General features: G+C 71.4%; 16 protein-coding genes. All 16 read left to right on the top strand.

What is annotated here, in order from left to right:
• The first annotated feature begins 15 nt into the window (after positions 1–15).
• Positions 16–1,593: a Rieske 2Fe-2S domain-containing protein gene (locus ACWGQ1_RS09040; protein WP_136033683.1), complete on the top strand. Its 1,578-nt coding sequence runs from the start codon at positions 16–18 to the stop codon at positions 1,591–1,593.
• A gap of 83 nt (positions 1,594–1,676) precedes the next feature.
• Positions 1,677–2,207 carry a bifunctional pyr operon transcriptional regulator/uracil phosphoribosyltransferase PyrR gene (gene pyrR, locus ACWGQ1_RS09035; protein ID WP_136036228.1) on the top strand — a complete coding sequence of 177 codons (531 nt, stop codon included), beginning with the start codon at positions 1,677–1,679 and terminating at the stop codon, positions 2,205–2,207.
• Positions 2,204–3,169, top strand: coding sequence for an aspartate carbamoyltransferase catalytic subunit (locus ACWGQ1_RS09030; RefSeq protein WP_136033687.1), 966 nt, complete (start codon positions 2,204–2,206; stop codon positions 3,167–3,169). Before pyrR ends, ACWGQ1_RS09030 begins: the two co-directional genes overlap by 4 nt.
• Positions 3,166–4,470 (top strand): dihydroorotase, encoded by a 1,305-nt coding sequence (locus tag ACWGQ1_RS09025; RefSeq protein WP_136044805.1) that lies wholly within the window; start codon positions 3,166–3,168, stop codon positions 4,468–4,470. Before ACWGQ1_RS09030 ends, ACWGQ1_RS09025 begins: the two co-directional genes overlap by 4 nt.
• The gene (locus ACWGQ1_RS09020) at positions 4,467–4,979 is read left to right on the top strand and encodes a PH-like domain-containing protein (protein WP_136033690.1); all 513 of its coding nucleotides are present in this window, start codon (positions 4,467–4,469) and stop codon (positions 4,977–4,979) included. Before ACWGQ1_RS09025 ends, ACWGQ1_RS09020 begins: the two co-directional genes overlap by 4 nt.
• Complete coding sequence (gene carA, locus ACWGQ1_RS09015) at positions 4,976–6,154, top strand: glutamine-hydrolyzing carbamoyl-phosphate synthase small subunit (RefSeq protein WP_136033692.1); 1,179 nt, start codon at positions 4,976–4,978, stop codon at positions 6,152–6,154. Before ACWGQ1_RS09020 ends, carA begins: the two co-directional genes overlap by 4 nt.
• Positions 6,154–9,441: a carbamoyl-phosphate synthase large subunit gene (gene carB / locus ACWGQ1_RS09010; RefSeq protein WP_452312819.1), complete on the top strand. Its 3,288-nt coding sequence runs from the start codon at positions 6,154–6,156 to the stop codon at positions 9,439–9,441. Before carA ends, carB begins: the two co-directional genes overlap by 1 nt.
• Positions 9,438–10,283, top strand: coding sequence for an orotidine-5'-phosphate decarboxylase (gene pyrF, locus ACWGQ1_RS09005; RefSeq protein WP_206251229.1), 846 nt, complete (start codon positions 9,438–9,440; stop codon positions 10,281–10,283). Before carB ends, pyrF begins: the two co-directional genes overlap by 4 nt.
• Positions 10,276–11,187: a guanylate kinase gene (gene gmk / locus ACWGQ1_RS09000; RefSeq protein ID WP_136033697.1), complete on the top strand. Its 912-nt coding sequence runs from the start codon at positions 10,276–10,278 to the stop codon at positions 11,185–11,187. Before pyrF ends, gmk begins: the two co-directional genes overlap by 8 nt.
• Before the next feature lie 68 nt (positions 11,188–11,255).
• Entirely contained in the window at positions 11,256–11,510 is a 255-nt protein-coding gene (gene rpoZ, locus ACWGQ1_RS08995; protein ID WP_025103490.1) for a DNA-directed RNA polymerase subunit omega, read from the top strand.
• Between the two features lie 88 nt (positions 11,511–11,598).
• Positions 11,599–12,792 carry a methionine adenosyltransferase gene (metK, locus tag ACWGQ1_RS08990; RefSeq protein WP_452312818.1) on the top strand — a complete coding sequence of 398 codons (1,194 nt, stop codon included), beginning with the start codon at positions 11,599–11,601 and terminating at the stop codon, positions 12,790–12,792.
• 16 nt (positions 12,793–12,808) lie between these two features.
• Positions 12,809–14,767 carry a primosomal protein N' family DNA-binding protein gene (locus ACWGQ1_RS08985; RefSeq protein ID WP_452312817.1) on the top strand — a complete coding sequence of 653 codons (1,959 nt, stop codon included), beginning with the start codon at positions 12,809–12,811 and terminating at the stop codon, positions 14,765–14,767.
• A 19-nt stretch (positions 14,768–14,786) separates the two neighbouring features.
• Positions 14,787–15,704 carry a methionyl-tRNA formyltransferase gene (gene fmt, locus ACWGQ1_RS08980; protein ID WP_452312816.1) on the top strand — a complete coding sequence of 306 codons (918 nt, stop codon included), beginning with the start codon at positions 14,787–14,789 and terminating at the stop codon, positions 15,702–15,704.
• A gap of 83 nt (positions 15,705–15,787) precedes the next feature.
• Complete coding sequence (locus ACWGQ1_RS08975) at positions 15,788–17,158, top strand: transcription antitermination factor NusB (RefSeq protein WP_452312829.1); 1,371 nt, start codon at positions 15,788–15,790, stop codon at positions 17,156–17,158.
• 10 nt (positions 17,159–17,168) lie between these two features.
• The gene (gene rpe / locus ACWGQ1_RS08970; RefSeq protein ID WP_452312815.1) at positions 17,169–17,849 is read left to right on the top strand and encodes a ribulose-phosphate 3-epimerase; all 681 of its coding nucleotides are present in this window, start codon (positions 17,169–17,171) and stop codon (positions 17,847–17,849) included.
• A complete protein-coding gene (locus ACWGQ1_RS08965; protein ID WP_136032435.1) occupies positions 17,846–18,109 on the top strand; it encodes a phosphoribosyl-ATP diphosphatase in 264 nt (87 codons plus the stop codon). The genes rpe and ACWGQ1_RS08965 overlap by 4 nt, the downstream gene beginning before the upstream one ends.
• Positions 18,110–18,146 lie beyond the last annotated feature (37 nt).

Here is an 18,146-nt window from a genome sequence, read left to right as displayed (position 1 = left end):
TTCGAGAGGAATGCAATGCGGATCACGGGACTCGGCCACGCCGGGATGTTCATCGAGACGGTCGGCGGGAACATCATCTGCGACCCGGTCCTCGGGCCCTCGTTCTTCGGCTCCTGGTTCCCGTTCCCCGACAACCGCGCGCTCGACTGGGAGCGATTCGGCCGCGAGGCGGACTTCCTGTACATCTCGCACCGGCACCGCGACCACTTCGACCCCGCCCTCCTGGAGCGGTACATCCGCAAGGACATCGAGGTGCTGCTGCCGGAGTATCCGATCGACGACCTGGAGCAGGACATCCGGGCGCTCGGGTACACGAACATCACCTACGCGCCTGCGGGCGAGATCATCCAGCGCGGTGATCTCAAGCTGATGATCACGCCGTTGCGGGCGCCGAGCGACGGCCCGATCGGCGACTCCTCGCTGAGCGTCGACGACGGCACGGGCTCGATGCTCAACCAGAACGACTCGCACCCTCTCGACCTCGAGAAGCTGCTGCACTTCGGCAAGCCGGATGCCTATTTCACGCAGGTCTCCGGCGCGATCTGGTGGCCGATGGTGTACGACCTGCCGCTCGACGCGAAGCAGAACTTCGCCCGGCTCAAGCGCGAGGCCCAGAACAAGCGGGCGATGTACTACATCGACAAGGTCGACGCCCCGCACGTGTTCCCGATGGCCGGTCCGCCGATGTTCCTGCGCGACGACCTGTTCGACTTCAACGGCACGGGCCGCAACGGCGAGTCGATCTTCACGGATCAGAAGCAGTTCCTGGCGCATATGAAGGAGCTGTCGCCGCAGTACGACGGCCAGCTGTTCATCCCCGGCACGGTCGTCACGATCGACGGCGGTGAGGTCACGACCGCGCAGACCCTGTACACCGAGGCCGAGATCAGCCGCATGTTCGACGACAAGTGGGACTACCTGGAGGAGCAGCGGGCGTCGCGACAGCAGGAGATCCGCGACGAGGAAGCTTCCCGCGCGGAGATCATCCCGCCCGCCGAGATGCTCGAGGCCCTCAAGAACTGGTGGGAGCCGCTGCTGAAGAAGTCGCGCACGATCCGACTCGGCGTGGGCGGCCACGTGCGGTTCCGCATCGGCGAGCTCGACATGGTGGTGGACTTCCCGCGTGCCAAGGTCCGCGAGTACGCGGGGGAGGAGTGCGTCTACTGGTACACGATCCCCGCCGACCTCGTCTCGACCAACATCCGTGATCACGAGATCGACTGGTCGAACTCGATCTTCCTGTCGATGCAGTTCTCCGTGGGCCGCAGCGGCAAGTTCAACGAGTTCCTCACCACGTTCCTCAAGTGCCTGTCGGTGGACCGCATCGAGTACGTCGAGAACTGGTACCAGGAGCAGACCGACCAGACCGAAGACGCCGAGGTGGGCGACTGGGTGGTGCAGCGCCGGTGTCCGCACCTGCGCGCCGACCTGACCCGCACCGGCTCGGTCGACGAGGACGGCGTCCTGACGTGCAGCATGCACGACTGGAAATGGGATCTGAAGACCGGGCGGTGCCTCTCCACGAGCGGCCACCCGATCCGCGCTCGCAAGATCGACGACGTCACCGACGCCGTGCTCCAGGAGGCGAGCTGAGCGGACGCGGTCTCTCGCTCCGATAGACTGACATCGCAAGCAACCTTTAACACCGTCCTGTGAGGCGGAGAAGGGAGCGGCTGATGAGCGTGCGCACTGTGCTGCACCAAGCCGACATCTCACGAGCGCTGACCCGGATCGCGCACGAGATCCTCGAGTCGAATCGAGGCGCCGACGGCCTCGTCCTCCTCGGGATCCCGACCCGCGGCGTCACCCTGGGGCATCGCCTCGGCACCCTGATCAGTGAGATCGCGCAGGTCTCCGTCCCCGTCGGCTCGCTCGACGTCACGCTCTTCCGTGACGATCTGGCCAAGCACCCGACGCGGTCCCCGCAGCCGACCGAGATCCCGGCCGGCGGCATCGATGGGAAGACCGTGGTGCTGGTCGACGACGTCCTCTTCTCCGGTCGCAGCATCCGTGCCGCGCTGGACGCCATCCAGTCGATCGGCCGCCCGAGCGCCGTGCGCCTGGCGATCCTCGTCGACCGCGGTCACCGCGAGCTCCCGATCCGACCCGACTTCGTCGGCAAGAACATCCCGTCCGCCCGCACCGAGCGCGTGAACGTCCGTCTGTTCGAGACGGACGGTGCCGAGGAGGTGACCATCGGCGAATGAGGCACCTCCTGGACACCCGCACCCTCGACCGCGCCACGGCGCTGCGCATCCTTGATGTCGCGGAGGACATGTCGGACACGCAGTCGCGCGAGGTCAAGAAGCTTCCGACGCTGCGTGGCAAGACGGTCGTCAACCTCTTCTTCGAGGACTCGACCCGCACCCGGATCTCGTTCGAGGCCGCGGCCAAGCGGCTCTCCGCTGACGTGATCAACTTCGCCGCGAAGGGCTCCAGCGTCTCCAAGGGCGAGAGCCTCAAGGACACGGCGCAGACCCTGGAGGCGATCGGCGCCGATGCGGTCGTCGTCCGTCACCCCGGCTCGGGCGCCCCGCAGACCCTCGCGACGAGCGGGTGGATCTCTGCGGGCGTCGTCAACGCGGGTGATGGCACGCACGAGCACCCGACGCAGGCACTGCTCGACGCGTTCACGATCCGCAAGCGCCGCTATGGCGCGGACAGCCGTGGACGCGACCTGACCGGTCTCCGCGTCACGATCGTCGGCGACGTGCTGCACTCGCGGGTCGCGCGCTCGAACGTGTGGCTGCTGACGACCCTGGGCGCCGAGGTCACGCTAGTCTCGCCGCCGACGCTGGTGCCGCAGAACGTGTCGCTCTGGCCGGTCCGGGTCGTCTACGACCTCGACGAGGCGCTGGCGGCCGGGCCGGACGCGGTCATGATGCTGCGGATCCAGCTGGAGCGCATGAACGCCGCGTATTTCCCGACCGAGCGGGAGTATTCGCGCCGGTGGGGTCTGGACGCACGGCGTGTGGCCGCTCTTCCGGCCGGTAGCATTGTGATGCACCCCGGACCCATGAACCGGGGGCTGGAGATCTCCTCCGAAGCAGCCGATTCGCCCCGCTCGACGGTGCTGGAACAGGTCTCGAACGGGGTCTCCGTGCGGATGGCTGTGCTGTACCTGCTGCTGGCGGGCGAACGAGACGACGAACGAGGGGGAGACCTGTGAGCGAGACCCTCGTCATCACCGGTGCACGGCTGCTCGGCGCGGAGAGCGCCGACCTGATCATCGAGGACGGCCGGATCGCCGAGATCGGCTCCGGGCTCAGCCGTGCCGGCGCGCGAGTGATCGATGCCGCCGGCCTCATCGCCCTGCCGGGTCTGGTCGACCTGCACACGCATCTGCGCGAGCCCGGGTACGAGGCGTCGGAGACGATCCTCAGCGGCACCCGCGCGGCGGCGGCCGGTGGCTTCACGGCCGTGTTCGCGATGCCGAACACGTCGCCCGTGGCCGACACGGCCGGCGTCGTCGAGCAGGAGCTGGCCCTCGGCGAGGCTGCGGGTTACGCCACGGTGCAGCCGATCGGCGCGGTCACGGTGGGCCAGAAGGGCGAGCGCCTCGCCGAGCTCGGCGCCATGGCGACCTCGCGTGCGCAGGTGCGGGTGTTCAGCGATGACGGCTTCTGCGTGTGGGACCCGCTGATCATGCGCCGCGCATTGGAGTACGTGAAGTCGTTCGGCGGTGTGATCGCCCAGCATGCCCAGGACCCCCGCCTGACCGAGGGCGCCCAGATGAACGAGGGCACCGTCTCGGCGGAGCTCGGCCTCACGGGCTGGCCCGCGGTCGCCGAGGAGTCGATCATCGCGCGTGACGTGCTTCTCGCCGAGCACGTCGGCTCGCGCCTGCATGTGTGCCACCTGTCGACGGCCGGCTCGGTCGACATCATCCGCTGGGCCAAGAAGCGCGGCGTGAACGTGACGGCGGAGGTCACTCCGCACCACCTGCTGCTCACCGACGAACTCGTCCGCGGTTATGACGCGCGGTTCAAGGTCAACCCGCCGCTGCGCCGCGAGGAGGATGTCCTCGCGGTGCGGGAGGGCCTCGCCGACGGCACGATCGACATCGTCGCGACCGATCACGCCCCGCACCCGAGCGAGCACAAGGCGTGCGAATGGCCGGCGGCCGCGAACGGCATGGTGGGGCTCGAGAGCGCACTGCGCGTCGTGCACCAGGCCATGGTGCAGACGGGCCTGCTCGACTGGTCGGACGTGGCCCGCGTGATGAGCGCGGCACCCGCGCGCATCGGCGGTCTGGCCGGGCACGGCACCCCGCTCGAGGTCGGGCAGCCGGCGCAGCTCGCGCTGTACGACGCGGCGGTCGACGGCGTGTTCACCGAGGCGGACCTGCGCGGACGCAGCACGAACTCGCCGTACCTCGGCCGCGAACTGCCGGGCCGCGTGCAGTACACCCTGCACGGCGGCGTGCTGACCGTCGACGGCGGAGCTGTCGTCGAGGAGCTCGGCGCATGAGCGCACGGGACCTCGCGGTCGCGATCCTGATCGCCCTCGCGCTGCTGGTGCTGCTCGCGATGCTGTTCGCCTGGCGACGACGAGTGCGGCGCGATGCCGCGTTCACCGCGCCCCTCGGTGTGCCGGAGCACGCGGAGGTGATGCGCCGCGACGAGGTGCTGTACGTGTCGACGACGACGCACGAGCAGCCCCTCGAACGCGTGGCCATCACGCCGCTCGCCTTCCGGGCGCGTGGGGAGCTGGCGGTGACCGACCGCGGTGTCGCGCTGGCCCTCGACGGCGCCCCCACGGTCTTCCTCGCGCGCGACCAGCTCGTCGCGGTCGACCGGGCCACCGTCACGATCGACCGCGTGGTCGAACCGGGCGGCCTCGTCCGCATCGCGTGGCGCGTCGCCGACACGACGATCGTGGACAGCTACCTCCGGCTCACCGGCGGCGATCCCCAGAACCTCATCTCCGACCTGCAGCGGCTCGTCCCCGCTGCCCCCGACACAGGAGCAACGTCATGACCAACCAGACATCGTCCCCGGCGGACTCCCCGTCCCGCCTGCCCGATCCCGCCGTGCTCGTCCTCGAGGACGGCACCCGTCACGCCGGTCGCGCGTACGGCGCCCGCGGCCGCACCCTCGGCGAGGTCGTGTTCGCCACCGGCATGTCGGGATATCAAGAGACCATCACCGACCCCTCGTACGCGGGTCAGATCGTGCTGCAGACGGCGCCGCACATCGGCAACACCGGCATGAACGACGAGGACACCGAGTCGCGCCGCATCTGGGTCGCCGGCTACATCGTCCGCGACCCCTCGCGCGTGGTCTCGAACTGGCGGGCCAACGCCTCCCTCGACGACGTCCTGGTGGAGGACGGCATCGTCGGCATCAGCGGTATCGACACCCGCGCGGTCACGCGCCACATCCGGTCCGCCGGATCCATGCGCGGCGGCATCTTCTCGGGCGACGACGCCGCTCTCGACGCGGAAGAGCAGCTGCGCATCGTGCGGGAGGCCCCCGAGATGACCGGACTCAACCTGTCGGCGCAGGTCTCGGTCGAGAGCGCGACCGTGACCCCGGCGGTGGGGGAGCGCATCGGCAACCTCGCCGTGCTCGACCTCGGCGTGAAGCAGGCGACGATCGACAACCTCGCCGCCCGCGGGTTCGACGTTCACGTGCTCCCGCAGGACGTGAGCATCGACGACATCCGGGCGATCGAGCCGGTGGCGGTGTTCTACTCCAACGGCCCGGGCGACCCGGCCGCCTCGGGCGACCACGTGGAGCTGCTGCGTGCCGTGCTGGACGACGGACTGCCCTTCTTCGGGATCTGCTTCGGCAACCAGCTGCTCGGCCGTGCCCTCGGACTCGGCACCTACAAGCTGCCGTTCGGCCACCGCGGCATCAACCAGCCCGTGCTCGACAAGCAGACGGGCAAGGTCGAGATCACGGCCCACAACCACGGCTTCGCGGTCGAGGCGCCCCTGGAGGGCTCCTTCGACAGCCCGCACGGCTACGGCAAGGTCGAGGTCAGCCACGTCGGCCTCAACGACAACGTCGTGGAGGGTCTGCGCGCCCTCGACATCCCCGCGTTCTCGGTGCAGTACCACCCCGAGGCCGCGGCCGGTCCGCACGACGCCAACTACCTCTTCGACCGCTTCCGCGACATGGTCATCGCGAACAAGAAGGACGCCCAGTAATGCCCAAGCGCGACGACATCTCCTCCGTCCTCGTCATCGGCTCCGGCCCGATCGTCATCGGCCAGGCCTGCGAGTTCGACTACTCCGGCACCCAGGCGTGCCGCGTGCTGCGCGAAGAGGGGGTCAGGGTCATCCTGGTCAACTCCAACCCGGCCACCATCATGACCGACCCCGACTTCGCCGACGCGACCTACATCGAGCCCATCACCCCGGCCGTGATCGAGACGATCATCGCCAAGGAGAAGCCCGACGCGATCCTGCCGACCCTCGGCGGCCAGACCGCCCTCAACGCGGCCATGGCGCTGCACGAGCAGGGGATCCTCGAGAAGTACGGCGTCGAGCTGATCGGCGCCAAGGTCGACGCCATCCGCAAGGGCGAGGACCGCCAGATCTTCAAGGAGCTCGTGCTGGAGGCCGGCGCCGACGTCGCCCGCAGCGTGATCGCGCACACCATGGACGACCTGCTCGCCGGCGCCGAAGAGCTCGGCTATCCGCTCGTCGTGCGGCCGTCGTTCACGATGGGCGGCCTGGGTTCCGGCTTCGCGTACGATGAAGAGGACCTGCGGCGCATCGGCGGTGCGGGTCTGCGCGACTCGCCCACCACCGAGGTGCTCCTGGAGGAGTCGATCCTCGGGTGGAAGGAGTACGAGCTCGAGCTCATGCGCGACACCGCCGACAACACGGTGGTCGTGTGCTCGATCGAGAACGTCGACCCGGTCGGCGTGCACACGGGCGACTCGATCACGGTCGCCCCGGCGCTGACCCTCACCGACCGCGAGTACCAGAAGCTGCGCGACATCGGCATCGACATCATCCGCGCGGTCGGCGTCGACACCGGCGGGTGCAACATCCAGTTCGCGGTGAACCCGGAGAACGGGCGCATCATCGTCATCGAGATGAACCCGCGCGTGTCGCGGTCCAGCGCCCTGGCGTCGAAGGCCACCGGCTTCCCGATCGCCAAGCTGGCCGCCAAGCTGGCCCTCGGCTACCGCCTCGACGAGATCCCGAACGACATCACCGGCGTCACCCCGGCCAGCTTCGAGCCCACGCTCGACTACGTCGTCGTCAAGGTGCCGCGCTTCGCGTTCGAGAAGTTCCCGGCCGCCGACGCCACCCTCACCACCACCATGAAGTCGGTGGGCGAGGCGATGGCGATCGGCCGCAACTACGCGACCGCGCTGCAGAAGGCGCTGCGTTCGCTCGAGAAGCGCGGCTCCAGCTTCCACTGGGGCGACGAGCCGCGCAGCGTCGAAGAGCTGCTGGAGGTCGCCAAGACCCCGACCGACGGCCGCATCGTGACGCTGCAGCAGGCGCTGCGCAAGGGCGCGACCATCGAGCAGGCGTTCGAGGCGACGGCGATGGACCCGTGGTTCCTCGACCAGATCGTGCTCATCAACGAGGTCGCCGAGGTGGTGCGCACGGCCCCCGAGCTCGACGCGGCGACCCTGCGCTACGCGAAGGAGCACGGCTTCTCCGACGCGCAGCTCGCCCAGCTGCGCGGCGAGACCGAGGTGGAGATCCGCGGCGTGCGCCACGGCCTCGGCATCCGGCCGGTGTACAAGACGGTCGACACGTGCGCCGGGGAGTTCCCCGCGCTCACGCCGTACCACTACTCCAGCTACGACGCGGAGACCGAGGTGGAGCCCTCCGACCGCACCAAGGTCGTGATCATCGGCTCGGGCCCGAACCGCATCGGGCAGGGCGTCGAGTTCGACTACTCGTGCGTGCACGCCTCGTTCGCGCTGTCGGACGCCGGGTTCGAGACCGTCATGGTGAACTGTAACCCCGAGACCGTGTCCACCGACTACGACACGTCCGACCGGCTTTACTTCGAGCCGCTGACCCTGGAGGACGTCCTGGAGGTGCTCGACGCCGAGGCCGCGAGCGGCACCATCCTCGGCGTGGTCTGCCAGCTCGGCGGCCAGACGCCGCTCGGGCTCGCGAAGGGCATCGAGGCCGCGGGATACACCGTGCTCGGCACCAGCCCCGAGGCGATCGACCTGGCGGAGGAGCGCGAGCTCTTCTCGCGCCTGCTCGACGACGCCGGGCTGCTCGCGCCGCGCAACGGCACGGCGATCGATGTCGAGGGCGCCGTGCGCATCGCGGAGGAGATCGGCTACCCGGTGCTCGTGCGCCCCAGCTTCGTGCTCGGCGGACGCGGCATGGAGATCGTCTACGGCACCGACGCGCTGCGCGACTACTTCGTCCGCACGGCCGGGGAGGTCGTGATCGAGGAGGGCAAGCCCCTCCTGGTCGACCGCTTCCTTGACGACGCGATCGAGCTCGACGTGGATGCGCTCTACGACGGCACCGACCTGTTCATCGGCGGGGTCATGGAGCACCTGGAGGAGGCCGGCATCCACTCCGGTGACTCCAGCTGCACGCTGCCGCCGGTCTCGCTCGGCCGCAGCGACGTCGACCGGGTGCGCGAGGCCACGCTCAAGATCGCCGAGGGCGTCGGCGTCCGGGGCCTGCTGAACGTGCAGTTCGCGATCAGCGCCGGCGTGCTCTACGTGATCGAGGCCAACCCGCGCGCGAGCCGCACCGTTCCGTTCGTGTCGAAGGCGCTCGGCATCCCGATGGCGAAGGCCGCGAGCCGCATCATGGCCGGCTCCACCATCGCCGAGCTGCGGGCCGAGGGCATGCTGCCGGAGCAGGACGGCTCCCGGGTGCCGCTGGACGCCCCGGTCTCGGTCAAGGAGGCCGTGCTGCCGTTCAAGCGGTTCCGCACGGCCGACGGCAAGACGGTCGACTCGGTCCTGGGCCCGGAGATGCGCTCGACCGGTGAGGTCATGGGCATCGATCGCGACTTCCCGACCGCGTTCGCGAAGAGCCAGGCCGCGGCGTACGGCGGGATGCCGACCTCCGGCACCGTCTTCATCTCGGTCGCCGACTCCGACAAGCGTGCGGTGATCCTCCCGGCCCACCGGCTGCAGCAGCTCGGCTTCACGATCGTGGCGACCGAGGGCACGGCGGAGATCCTGTCGCGCAATGGCATCGCGGTGACCGTGGTCGAGAAGTACAGCGAGACGCAGGAGTCCGGAGCGCGCAACATCGTCGACCTGATCAACGACGGGGAGATCGACATCGTCGTGAACACGCCGTCCGGTGGGGCGGCGCGCGCGGACGGCTACGAGATCCGCGCGGCCGCCGTCGCCGCCGACAAGGCGCTGTTCACCACCATCGCGGTGCTGGGTGCCGCGGTGAGCGGCATGGACGCGGCCGACGAGGGCTTCCAGGTGAAGAGCCTGCAGGAGTACGCGCTCGACCGGGCGGCCGCGGTATGACCGCACGCTTCGGAGAGCGGGTCCGCGCGGCGCTGGACGCGCACGGACCGCTCTGCGTCGGCATCGACCCCCACGCCGCCCTGCTCGCGGCGTGGGGGCTCTCCGCCGACGCCGCCGGGGTGCGGGAGTTCGGGCTGCGTACCGTCGCTGCCGCGCAGGATCACGTCGGCGTCGTGAAGCCGCAGGTGTCGTTCTTCGAGCGCTACGGATCCGCCGGGATCGCCGCACTGGAGGACGTGGTCTCCGCGGCGCGGACGGCGGGGCTGCTGGTGATCGCCGACGCCAAGCGCGGAGACATCGGGTCGACGATGGACGACTACGCGCAGGCGTGGCTCGCTCCGGGGACGCCGCTGGAGGCCGACGCGCTCACCGTGAGTCCCTACCTCGGCGTGGGCGCTCTCGGCGGCGCGTTCGCGCTGGCGGACGAGCACGGCAAGGGCCTGTTCGTCCTCGCGGCGACGAGCAACCCGGAGGCCGCCGACCTCCAGCGCGCGCGGACCGCGTCGGGCGAGACCGTGTCGGCGGCGGTCGTCGCCGAGGTCTCGGCGCGCAACGCGACGAGCACCCCGGCGGGGGAGTGGGGCAGCTTCGGCTTCGTGATCGGTGCCACGCTCGACCTGGCCGCGACCGGGATCGACGCGATCAGCCCGGCGGCGCCGATCCTCGCGCCCGGCTTCGGTGCGCAGGGGGCTGAGCCGGCGGACCTCGGGCGGCGCTTCGGCTCGCTGTCGCCCACCGTGCTCGCGAGCGAGAGCCGCAGCATCCTCTCCGCGGGTCCCGACGACCTGGCCGAGACCATCGCCCGACGTGCCGCCCAGTACCGCGAGGTGACCCGTGCCTGACACCAACCGCACCGTTCCCGAGGTCGACAGGGCCGCCGCCGCCCGCCGTGCGGTCGAGCGCCGCCGGGCCCGCGCCTCGCTCAAGCGCGACCTGACGATGCGTGTCGTGACGCCGCAGGCCGTGCTGCGACGCGCGACCGCCGACCCGGACTCCGTCGAGGGCTCGCTGCGCATCACCGACTTCCTCCTGGCGCTCCCGGCCATCGGTGCCGGCAAGCGCGACCGCGTGCTGGAGGAGCTGCGTATCTCCCCGGTGAAGCGGCTCGGCGGCCTCGGAGCGCGTCAACGACGTGTCCTGGAGGAGTGGCTCGACGGCCGGTTCCCGCCGGCCACGCCGCGCGAGGCCCGCAGTCGCCTGCTGGTGCTGGCCGGGCCGACCGCGGTGGGCAAGGGCACCGTCGCGGCGCACATCCGGGAGAACAACCCCGAGATCCACCTGTCGGTGTCGGCGACGACCAGGGCGCCGCGTCCCGGCGAGATCGACGGCGTGCACTACTACTTCGTCGACGACGCCGAGTTCGACCGCCTGATCGCCGACGGCGAGCTGCTGGAGTACGCCGTGGTGCACAACCGCTCGCGCTACGGCACCCCGCGCGCTCCGATCGATGCGGCGCTGGCCGAGGGCAAGACGGTGCTGCTCGAGATCGACCTGCAGGGCGCACGGCAGGTGCGCGCCGCGGAGCCCTCGGCGACGCTCATCTTCCTGCTTCCTCCGAGCTGGGACGAGCTGGTGCACCGGCTGGTCGGCCGCGGCACGGAGGACGCGGAGGAGCGGGCGCGGCGACTGCGCACCGCGAAGGTCGAGCTGGCCGCGCAGAACGAGTTCGACCACCTCGTCGTGAACGAGGACGTCGCCACCGCCGCTCGCGAGGTCGTAGACTTGTCTACAAGCTCTGCGCGCTGACGCTTTCCTCGCGCGCCCGCAGCACCGTCTTCGCGACGAACCCCGTCGCCTGATCAGGAGGTCCCCCCATGGCCGGACGCAACAACGGCATCATCGATCCCCCCATCGACAACCTGCTGGAGCGCGTCGACTCCAAGTACGAGCTCGTGATCTACGCGGCCAAGCGCGCACGCCAGATCAACGACTACTACTCCGACCTCCACGAGGGCAACCTGTTCGACAACGTCGGTCCGCTCGTGGACTCGTCCGTCGAGGACAAGCCGCTGACCATCGCGCTGCACGAGATCAACGAGGACAAGCTCCGCCTGCGTCACGCGGAGTGACTCGACGACCGCGCCGCCGCTTCGTCGGTGGCGCGGTCCAGAATGGGTGCCACACCCTCCCCCCGTCCGTCCCCGTTCTGGAGCATCGATGAGCGCGCTGCGTCTGTTCACGTCCGAGTCCGTCACCGAAGGGCACCCGGACAAGATCTGCGACCAGATCTCGGACAGCATCCTCGACGGCCTGCTCGCGAAGGACCCGGGGTCCCGTGTCGCCGTCGAGACGCTCGTCACGACCGGGCTGGTGCACGTCGCCGGAGAGATCCGCACCGACGCCTACGTCGACATCCCGACGATCGTGCGCCAGGTGGTCAACGGCATCGGCTACACGTCGTCCGACACCGGATTCGACGGGGACTCCTGCGGCGTGAGCGTCTCCGTCGGGGAGCAGTCCACCGACATCGCCCACGGCGTCGACAACGCCCAGGAGCACCGTGACGGCACGTCGGTCGATCCGCTCGACGGCCTCGGAGCCGGCGATCAGGGCATCATGTTCGGCTTCGCGACGAACGAGACGCCACAGCTCATGCCGATGGCCGCGTGGACGGCGCACCGCATCGCCGAACGCCTGACCGAGGTGCGCCGCAGCGGCCTGCTGCCGTATCTCCGCCCCGACGGCAAGACCCAGGTCACGCTCGGGTACGACGGCTTCACCCCGAAGACGATCGACGCGGTCGTGCTCTCCACGCAGCATCACCCCGACATCTCGCAGGACGAGCTCAAGGCGCAGGTGCGCGAGCACGTGATCGACCCCGTCCTGGCGACCACGGGCCTCGCGCTCGACGACGTGACCTACTACATCAACCCCGCCGGTCCGTTCGTGACGGGCGGGCCGAAGGGCGACGCGGGCCTCACCGGACGCAAGATCATCATCGACACGTACGGCGGTGCCGCGCGTCACGGTGGCGGCGCGTTCAGCGGCAAGGACCCGTCCAAGGTCGACCGTTCCGGCGCCTACGCCACACGCTGGGTGGCCAAGAACGCCGTGGCGGCGGGACTGGCCGACCGCCTCGAGGTGCAGGTCGCCTATGCGATCGGTGTCGCGCGCCCCGTGGGGCTCTACGTCGAGACGTTCGGCACCGGCCGGGTGTCGGACGAGGTCATCACGCGCGCGATCGAGGAGGTGTTCGATCTGCGCCCGCAGGCGATCATCGAGCAGCTCGACCTGCTGCGCCCGATCTACGCGCAGACCGCGGCGTACGGCCACTTCGGGCGGGAGCTCCCCGACTTCACGTGGGAGCGCATCGACCGCGCCGACGAGCTGCGCCGCGCTGCCGGGCTCTGAGGGGGCCGAGGACCTGATGTCGCCCGAGAGCCGTCGCATCGCGCGCGTGCTCCTCGACTCGCCGCTGCCGCAGCTCGACCGGCTGTTCGACTACGCCCTTCCCGCCGAGCTCGGGCCCGTCGAGCCCGGCGTGCGGGTGAAGGTGCCGCTGCGCACCGCCGGCCGCGTGGTGGACGGCTATGTGGTGGAGGTCGACGTCGAGAGCGACGCGGAACGACCCCTGTCCGAGGTGGAGACCGTGGTGTCGGCGGTCCCGGTGCTGCCCGACCGCCTGTACCGCCTGGCGCGGCGGGTCGCCGACCGTGCCGCGGGCTCGGCGTCCGATGTGCTGCGGCTCGTGATCCCGAAGCGACAGGTGCGCGTGGAGAAGGCCTGGCGCGCCGACGCCCCGGTCGTGGCGCCCGACGCCGAGCAGTCGGCCGAGGCCGAGCGTGTGCTGGCGGCGTACGACGGTCTCGATGCCGTGCTCGACGAGGCAGGCCGCGCCGCGATCGAGGCCATCCCGCAGCTGGACGACGGCGCACAGGGCTGGGCGCGACTGCTCGCGGCCGCGGCGGCGCGCACTCTCGCAGCGGGACGCTCGACGATCCTCGTGGTGCCCGACCATCGCGACCTCGACCGTCTGCTCGCGGCGCTCGAGGCCGTGGTCCCTCCGGAGACCGTGGTGCGGCACGACTCGCGCCAGGCGAACCCCGACCGCTACCGGGCGTTCCTGCGGACCCTCGAGGACGCCCCGTGCATCGTGGTGGGCAACCGCTCGGCCGTGTACGCCCCGGTGACGGCGGGCCTGGTGGTCGTGTGGGACGACGGGGACCCGCTGCTCGGCGAGCCGCTCGCCCCCTATGTGCACGCGCGTGATGCGGCGCTGCTGCGGCAGGAGTCGGAGGGCTCCGCGCTGCTGTTCGCCGGGCACACCCGCACGACGGAGGTCGAGCGGCTCGTGGCGCGCGGCTGGCTGCGCGACGTGCGGGCCGGGCGCCGGGTGCTGCCGCGCGTGCTGCTGAGCACACCGCAGGAGCTGGAGCGTCCCGCCGCCCAGAGGCTGCCGTCGTCGGCGTTCCTCGCGGCGAGGGCGGCGGCCGCGGAGGGGCCCGTGCTGGTGCAGGTGTCGCGCCCGGGGTTCTCGCCGTCGCTCGTGTGCGCGGACTGCCGGACCCCCGCGCGCTGCGCCCACTGCGGCGGGCCGCTCGGCGCGCGGCATCGCGGTGCCGTTCCGGTGTGCGGCTGGTGCGGGCGCGGCGCGAGTGCGTGGATCTGTCCGGCGTGCTCGTCCCCGCGGCTGCGGCTGGCGTCGTCGGGCAGTGAGCGCACCGCGGAGGAGCTCGGCAGGGCGTTTCCCGGCGTGCGCGTGATCGTGGCGGACGGCAGCCACCCCGTGGAGCGGGTGGACGCCCGCCCCGCGCTCGTCGTGGCGACCCGCGGCGCCGAGCCCCTCGCGGAGGGCGGGTACCGCGCGGTCGTGCTGCTGGACGGGCCGCGCATGCTGCAGTCGCCCGACTTGCGGATCGGCGAGGCGTGTCTGCGCTGGTGGTCGAACGCTGCCGCGCTGGCCGCCCCCGGGGCTCCGGTGCATCTGGTGGGGGTGGACGGCGCGGTCGCCAAGGCCCTCGCGACGTGGAACCAGGCGGGCTACGCGCGCTCGGAGCTGGAGAACCGCGCCCCGCTGCACATGCCGCCCACCGCGCGCGTCGCGCTCGTGGAGGGCACGTCGGCCGCGGTCGCCCGCGCTCTTGCCGCGCTCGGGGAGCTGTCGCTGCCGTCCGACGCCGTGCTCGGCCCCGTCCCCGTCGAGGGCGACGACGACCCTCCGCGCGTGCGCGCCCTGGTCCGCTTCGACTACGGCGCCGGGGTGCGGGTGGCGACCGTCCTGCGCGCAGCCGTGGTGGCGGAGGCCGTAAACGGACGGCGGGGCCGAGCGCGCGCGGCCCGGAGCGCGCTCACGGTGCGCCTCGATATCCTCGATCCAGAGCTCTGACCCCTTCCGGAGAACCTTCATGCGCCTCGTCTTCGCCGGCACGCCCTCCGCTGCCGTGCCCACACTCCATCGCCTCGCTGCGGAGCACGACATCGCCGCGGTGGTGACGAGACCGGATGCGCCGCTCGGCCGCAAGCGCGTGCTGACGCCGTCGCCCGTCGCCCAGGCTGCCGCAGAACGGGGCCTCCCGGTCATCCGGGCGGCCCGTCTGGATGACGCGGTGACCGCGGAGATCGCCGCGCTCGAGCCCGAGCTGGGCGTGATCGTCGCCTACGGCGGGCTCGTGCGCGAGCCGTTGCTGTCGACGCCGGACGCCGGATGGATCAACCTGCACTTCTCCCTACTGCCCGCCTGGCGTGGCGCGGCGCCGGTGCAGCGCGCGCTGATCGCGGGCGACGAGGTGCTGGGCGCCAGCGTCTTCCAGCTCGTGCCGGAGCTCGACGCGGGCGACGTGTTCGCACGGCGCACCGTGGCGGTGCCGTCGTCGGCGACGGCCGGCGAGGCGCTGGAGGCGCTCGCGCGCGACGGCGCCGACCTGACCGCGGAGGTGGTCGCGGCGATCGCGGCGGGAGAGGCGCGGGCGGTGCCGCAGGAGGGCGAGCCGACGTTCGCGGCGAAGCTGAGCCTGGCGGACGGACTCCTCGACTTCACGCAGCCCGTGTCGTCGGTGTTCGCACGGTTCCGCGGGGTGACGCCCGAGCCCGGCGCCCACACGACGGTGGACGGGCAGCGCCTGAAGATCCTCGCCGCCGAGCCCGCGGCCGGGGAGGAGCAGTTGCCTCCCGGCGTGCTCTCGGGCACCAGGACGGCGCTGCTGATCGGCACCGCGACCGCGCCCCTCGCGGTGACCCGCGTGCAGCCGGCAAGCAAGGGGGCGATGAACGCCGCCGACTGGTGGCGGGGCCTGCAGGGCGGCGAGCGGCGGGCGGGATCGTGAGCAGGCAGGAGCGACACCAGCAGCAGGGGGTCCGCCGTCCCCGACCCGCAGCACGCACCGACGAGCGCGGGCCCCGGCGGACGGTGCAGCCGGCGCGGCTCGTCGCCTACGAGGTGCTGCGAGCGGTGTCCGACTCCGACGCGTACGCCAACCTCGTGCTTCCCCCGGCGATCGCGGAGGCCGGGCTGGACGCGCAGGACGCGGCCCTCGCCACCGAGCTCACCTACGGGACGCTGCGCCGCCGAGGCACGTACGACGCGGTGATCGCGGCGGCCGCGGATCGCAGCACCTCCTCGATCGATCCGGCCGTGCTGGACGCACTGCGGCTCGCGGTCCATCAGCTCCTGGCGACCAGGGTCGCCTCGCACGCGGCCGTGAACGAGTCGGTGAACCTCGTGGCGACGCGGGCTGGCCGTGGCGCGGCCAGTTTCGCGAACGCGGTGCTGCGTCGCGTGGCGCGCGAGTCGCCCGGGCAGTGGATGGAGCGCATCGAGGCCGAGGCGCGCTCCGACGATGAGCGTCTCGCCCTCCGCGCGGCGCATCCGGTGTGGGTCATCCGGGCACTGCGGCGCGCACTGGCGGCCGAGGGCAGGGTCGACGAGCTCGACGCCCTGCTCGAGGCCGACAACGCGTCGCCCGAGGTGACGCTGGTGGCCCTCCCCGGGCTCGCGCAGCCGGCTGAGCCCCGTCGCCCGTTCGCGCCGACCGCGTTCGCGTCACCCGGGGGCGACCCTCGTCGTCCGGTCGCGGAGTCCGCCGGCACGGTGCGCGTCCAGGACGAAGGGTCGCAGCTCGTCGCCCTCGCGCTGGCCGCCGCGGCACCGGTCCGGGCGGGGGAGCGGTGGCTCGACCTGTGCGCCGGGCCGGGCGGCAAGACGGCGCTGCTGGCCGCGATCGCCCGCGAGCACGAGGTCGCGCTGGAGGCCAACGAGGTCGTGCCGACGCGCGCTCGACTGGTGCGGAAGGCCCTGCGGGCCGTCCCCGGAGACGTGACCGTGCACGAGCGCGACGGCAGAGAGCTGGCGCGCGAGAACCCCGGCGGGTTCGACCGCATCCTCGTGGACGCGCCGTGCACCGGGCTGGGAGCACTGCGGCGTCGTCCGGAGGCGCGCTGGCGCAAGACGCCCGCCGATGTGGCCGAGCTCGTGCCGCTGCAGGTGGACCTGCTGTCCGCCGCTCTCGACGCACTCGCTCCGGGCGGCGTCGTGGCCTACGTCACGTGCTCGCCGCACCTGGCCGAGACCACCGGGGTCGTGCGGGAGGTGCTGCGGGACCGCGCCGACGTGGTGGAGCTGGATGCGCGGCGCGTGGTGCGCGACGTCTCCCGCTCGCCGATCGACCTCGCCGACGACGGTCGTGCCGCCACGGGCAGCGCCCAGCTGTGGCCGCACCGCCACGGCACCGACGCCATGTTCGTCGCGCTCCTGCAGCGCACCGACGACACCGAAGGGTAGGACAGAGACCGTGGAGCTTCCTCGCGCACCGCGCATCAACCCGAGCATCCTCGCCGCCGACTTCGTCAACATGCAGACGGAGCTCGCCCGCATCGCGACGGCCGACTTCGCCCACGTCGACGTGATGGACAACCATTTCGTGCCCAACCTCACGTTCGGGCCGCAGATGGTGCAGCGCATCCAGGAGACCAGTCCCGTCCCTCTCGACGTGCACCTCATGATCACGGACCCCGAGCGCTGGGCACCCGGGTACGCGGAGCTGGGCGCGGCGAGCGTCACCTTCCACCTGGAGGCCGCGGTCGACCCGGTGTCGCTCGCGCGGCGGTTGCGCGACATCGGTGCCAGAGCCGGTGTCGCGGTCAAGCCGGACACCCCGGTCGAAGGACTGTTCCCGGTCCTCGACGAGTTCGACCAGATCCTGGTGATGACGGTGGAGCCCGGGTTCGGCGGTCAGGGGTTCATGCCGGAGACGATGCCGAAGCTGCGCGCGCTGTCGGAGGAGGCACGACGTCGAGGGTCGCAGGTGTGGCTCCAGGTCGACGGGGGGATCTCCGACGACACGATCGCGCAGGCGGCGGCCGCGGGGGCGGACACCTTCGTCGCGGGCTCGGCCGTGTACGGGCAGGACGACGTGGAGGCGGCGGTCTCGCGGCTCAGGTACCTCGCGCGAGCCGCTAGCCTGGAATCGTGAAGACTTTCGACGAGCTGTTCGCCGAGCTCAGCGTCAAGGCCGAGACCCGACCGGAAGGGTCGGGCACGGTCGCGGAGCTCGACGGCGGCGTGCACACGATCGGCAAGAAGATCGTGGAGGAGGCCGCCGAGGTGTGGATGGCGGCCGAGTACGAGTCCGACGAGGCGGCGGCGGAGGAGATCTCGCAGCTGCTGTACCACCTGCAGGTGATGATGCTCGCGAAGGGCCTCACCCTGCAGGACGTCTATCGACATCTGTGATGCGCTCCGCCCCCACTCCTTCGAACTGAAAGCCGTT

Source organism: Microbacterium sp. NPDC055599 (assembly GCF_053618975.1).
The sequence above is the reverse complement of the archived record's forward strand: the minus strand, read 5'-3'. Positions and strand labels throughout refer to the sequence as shown.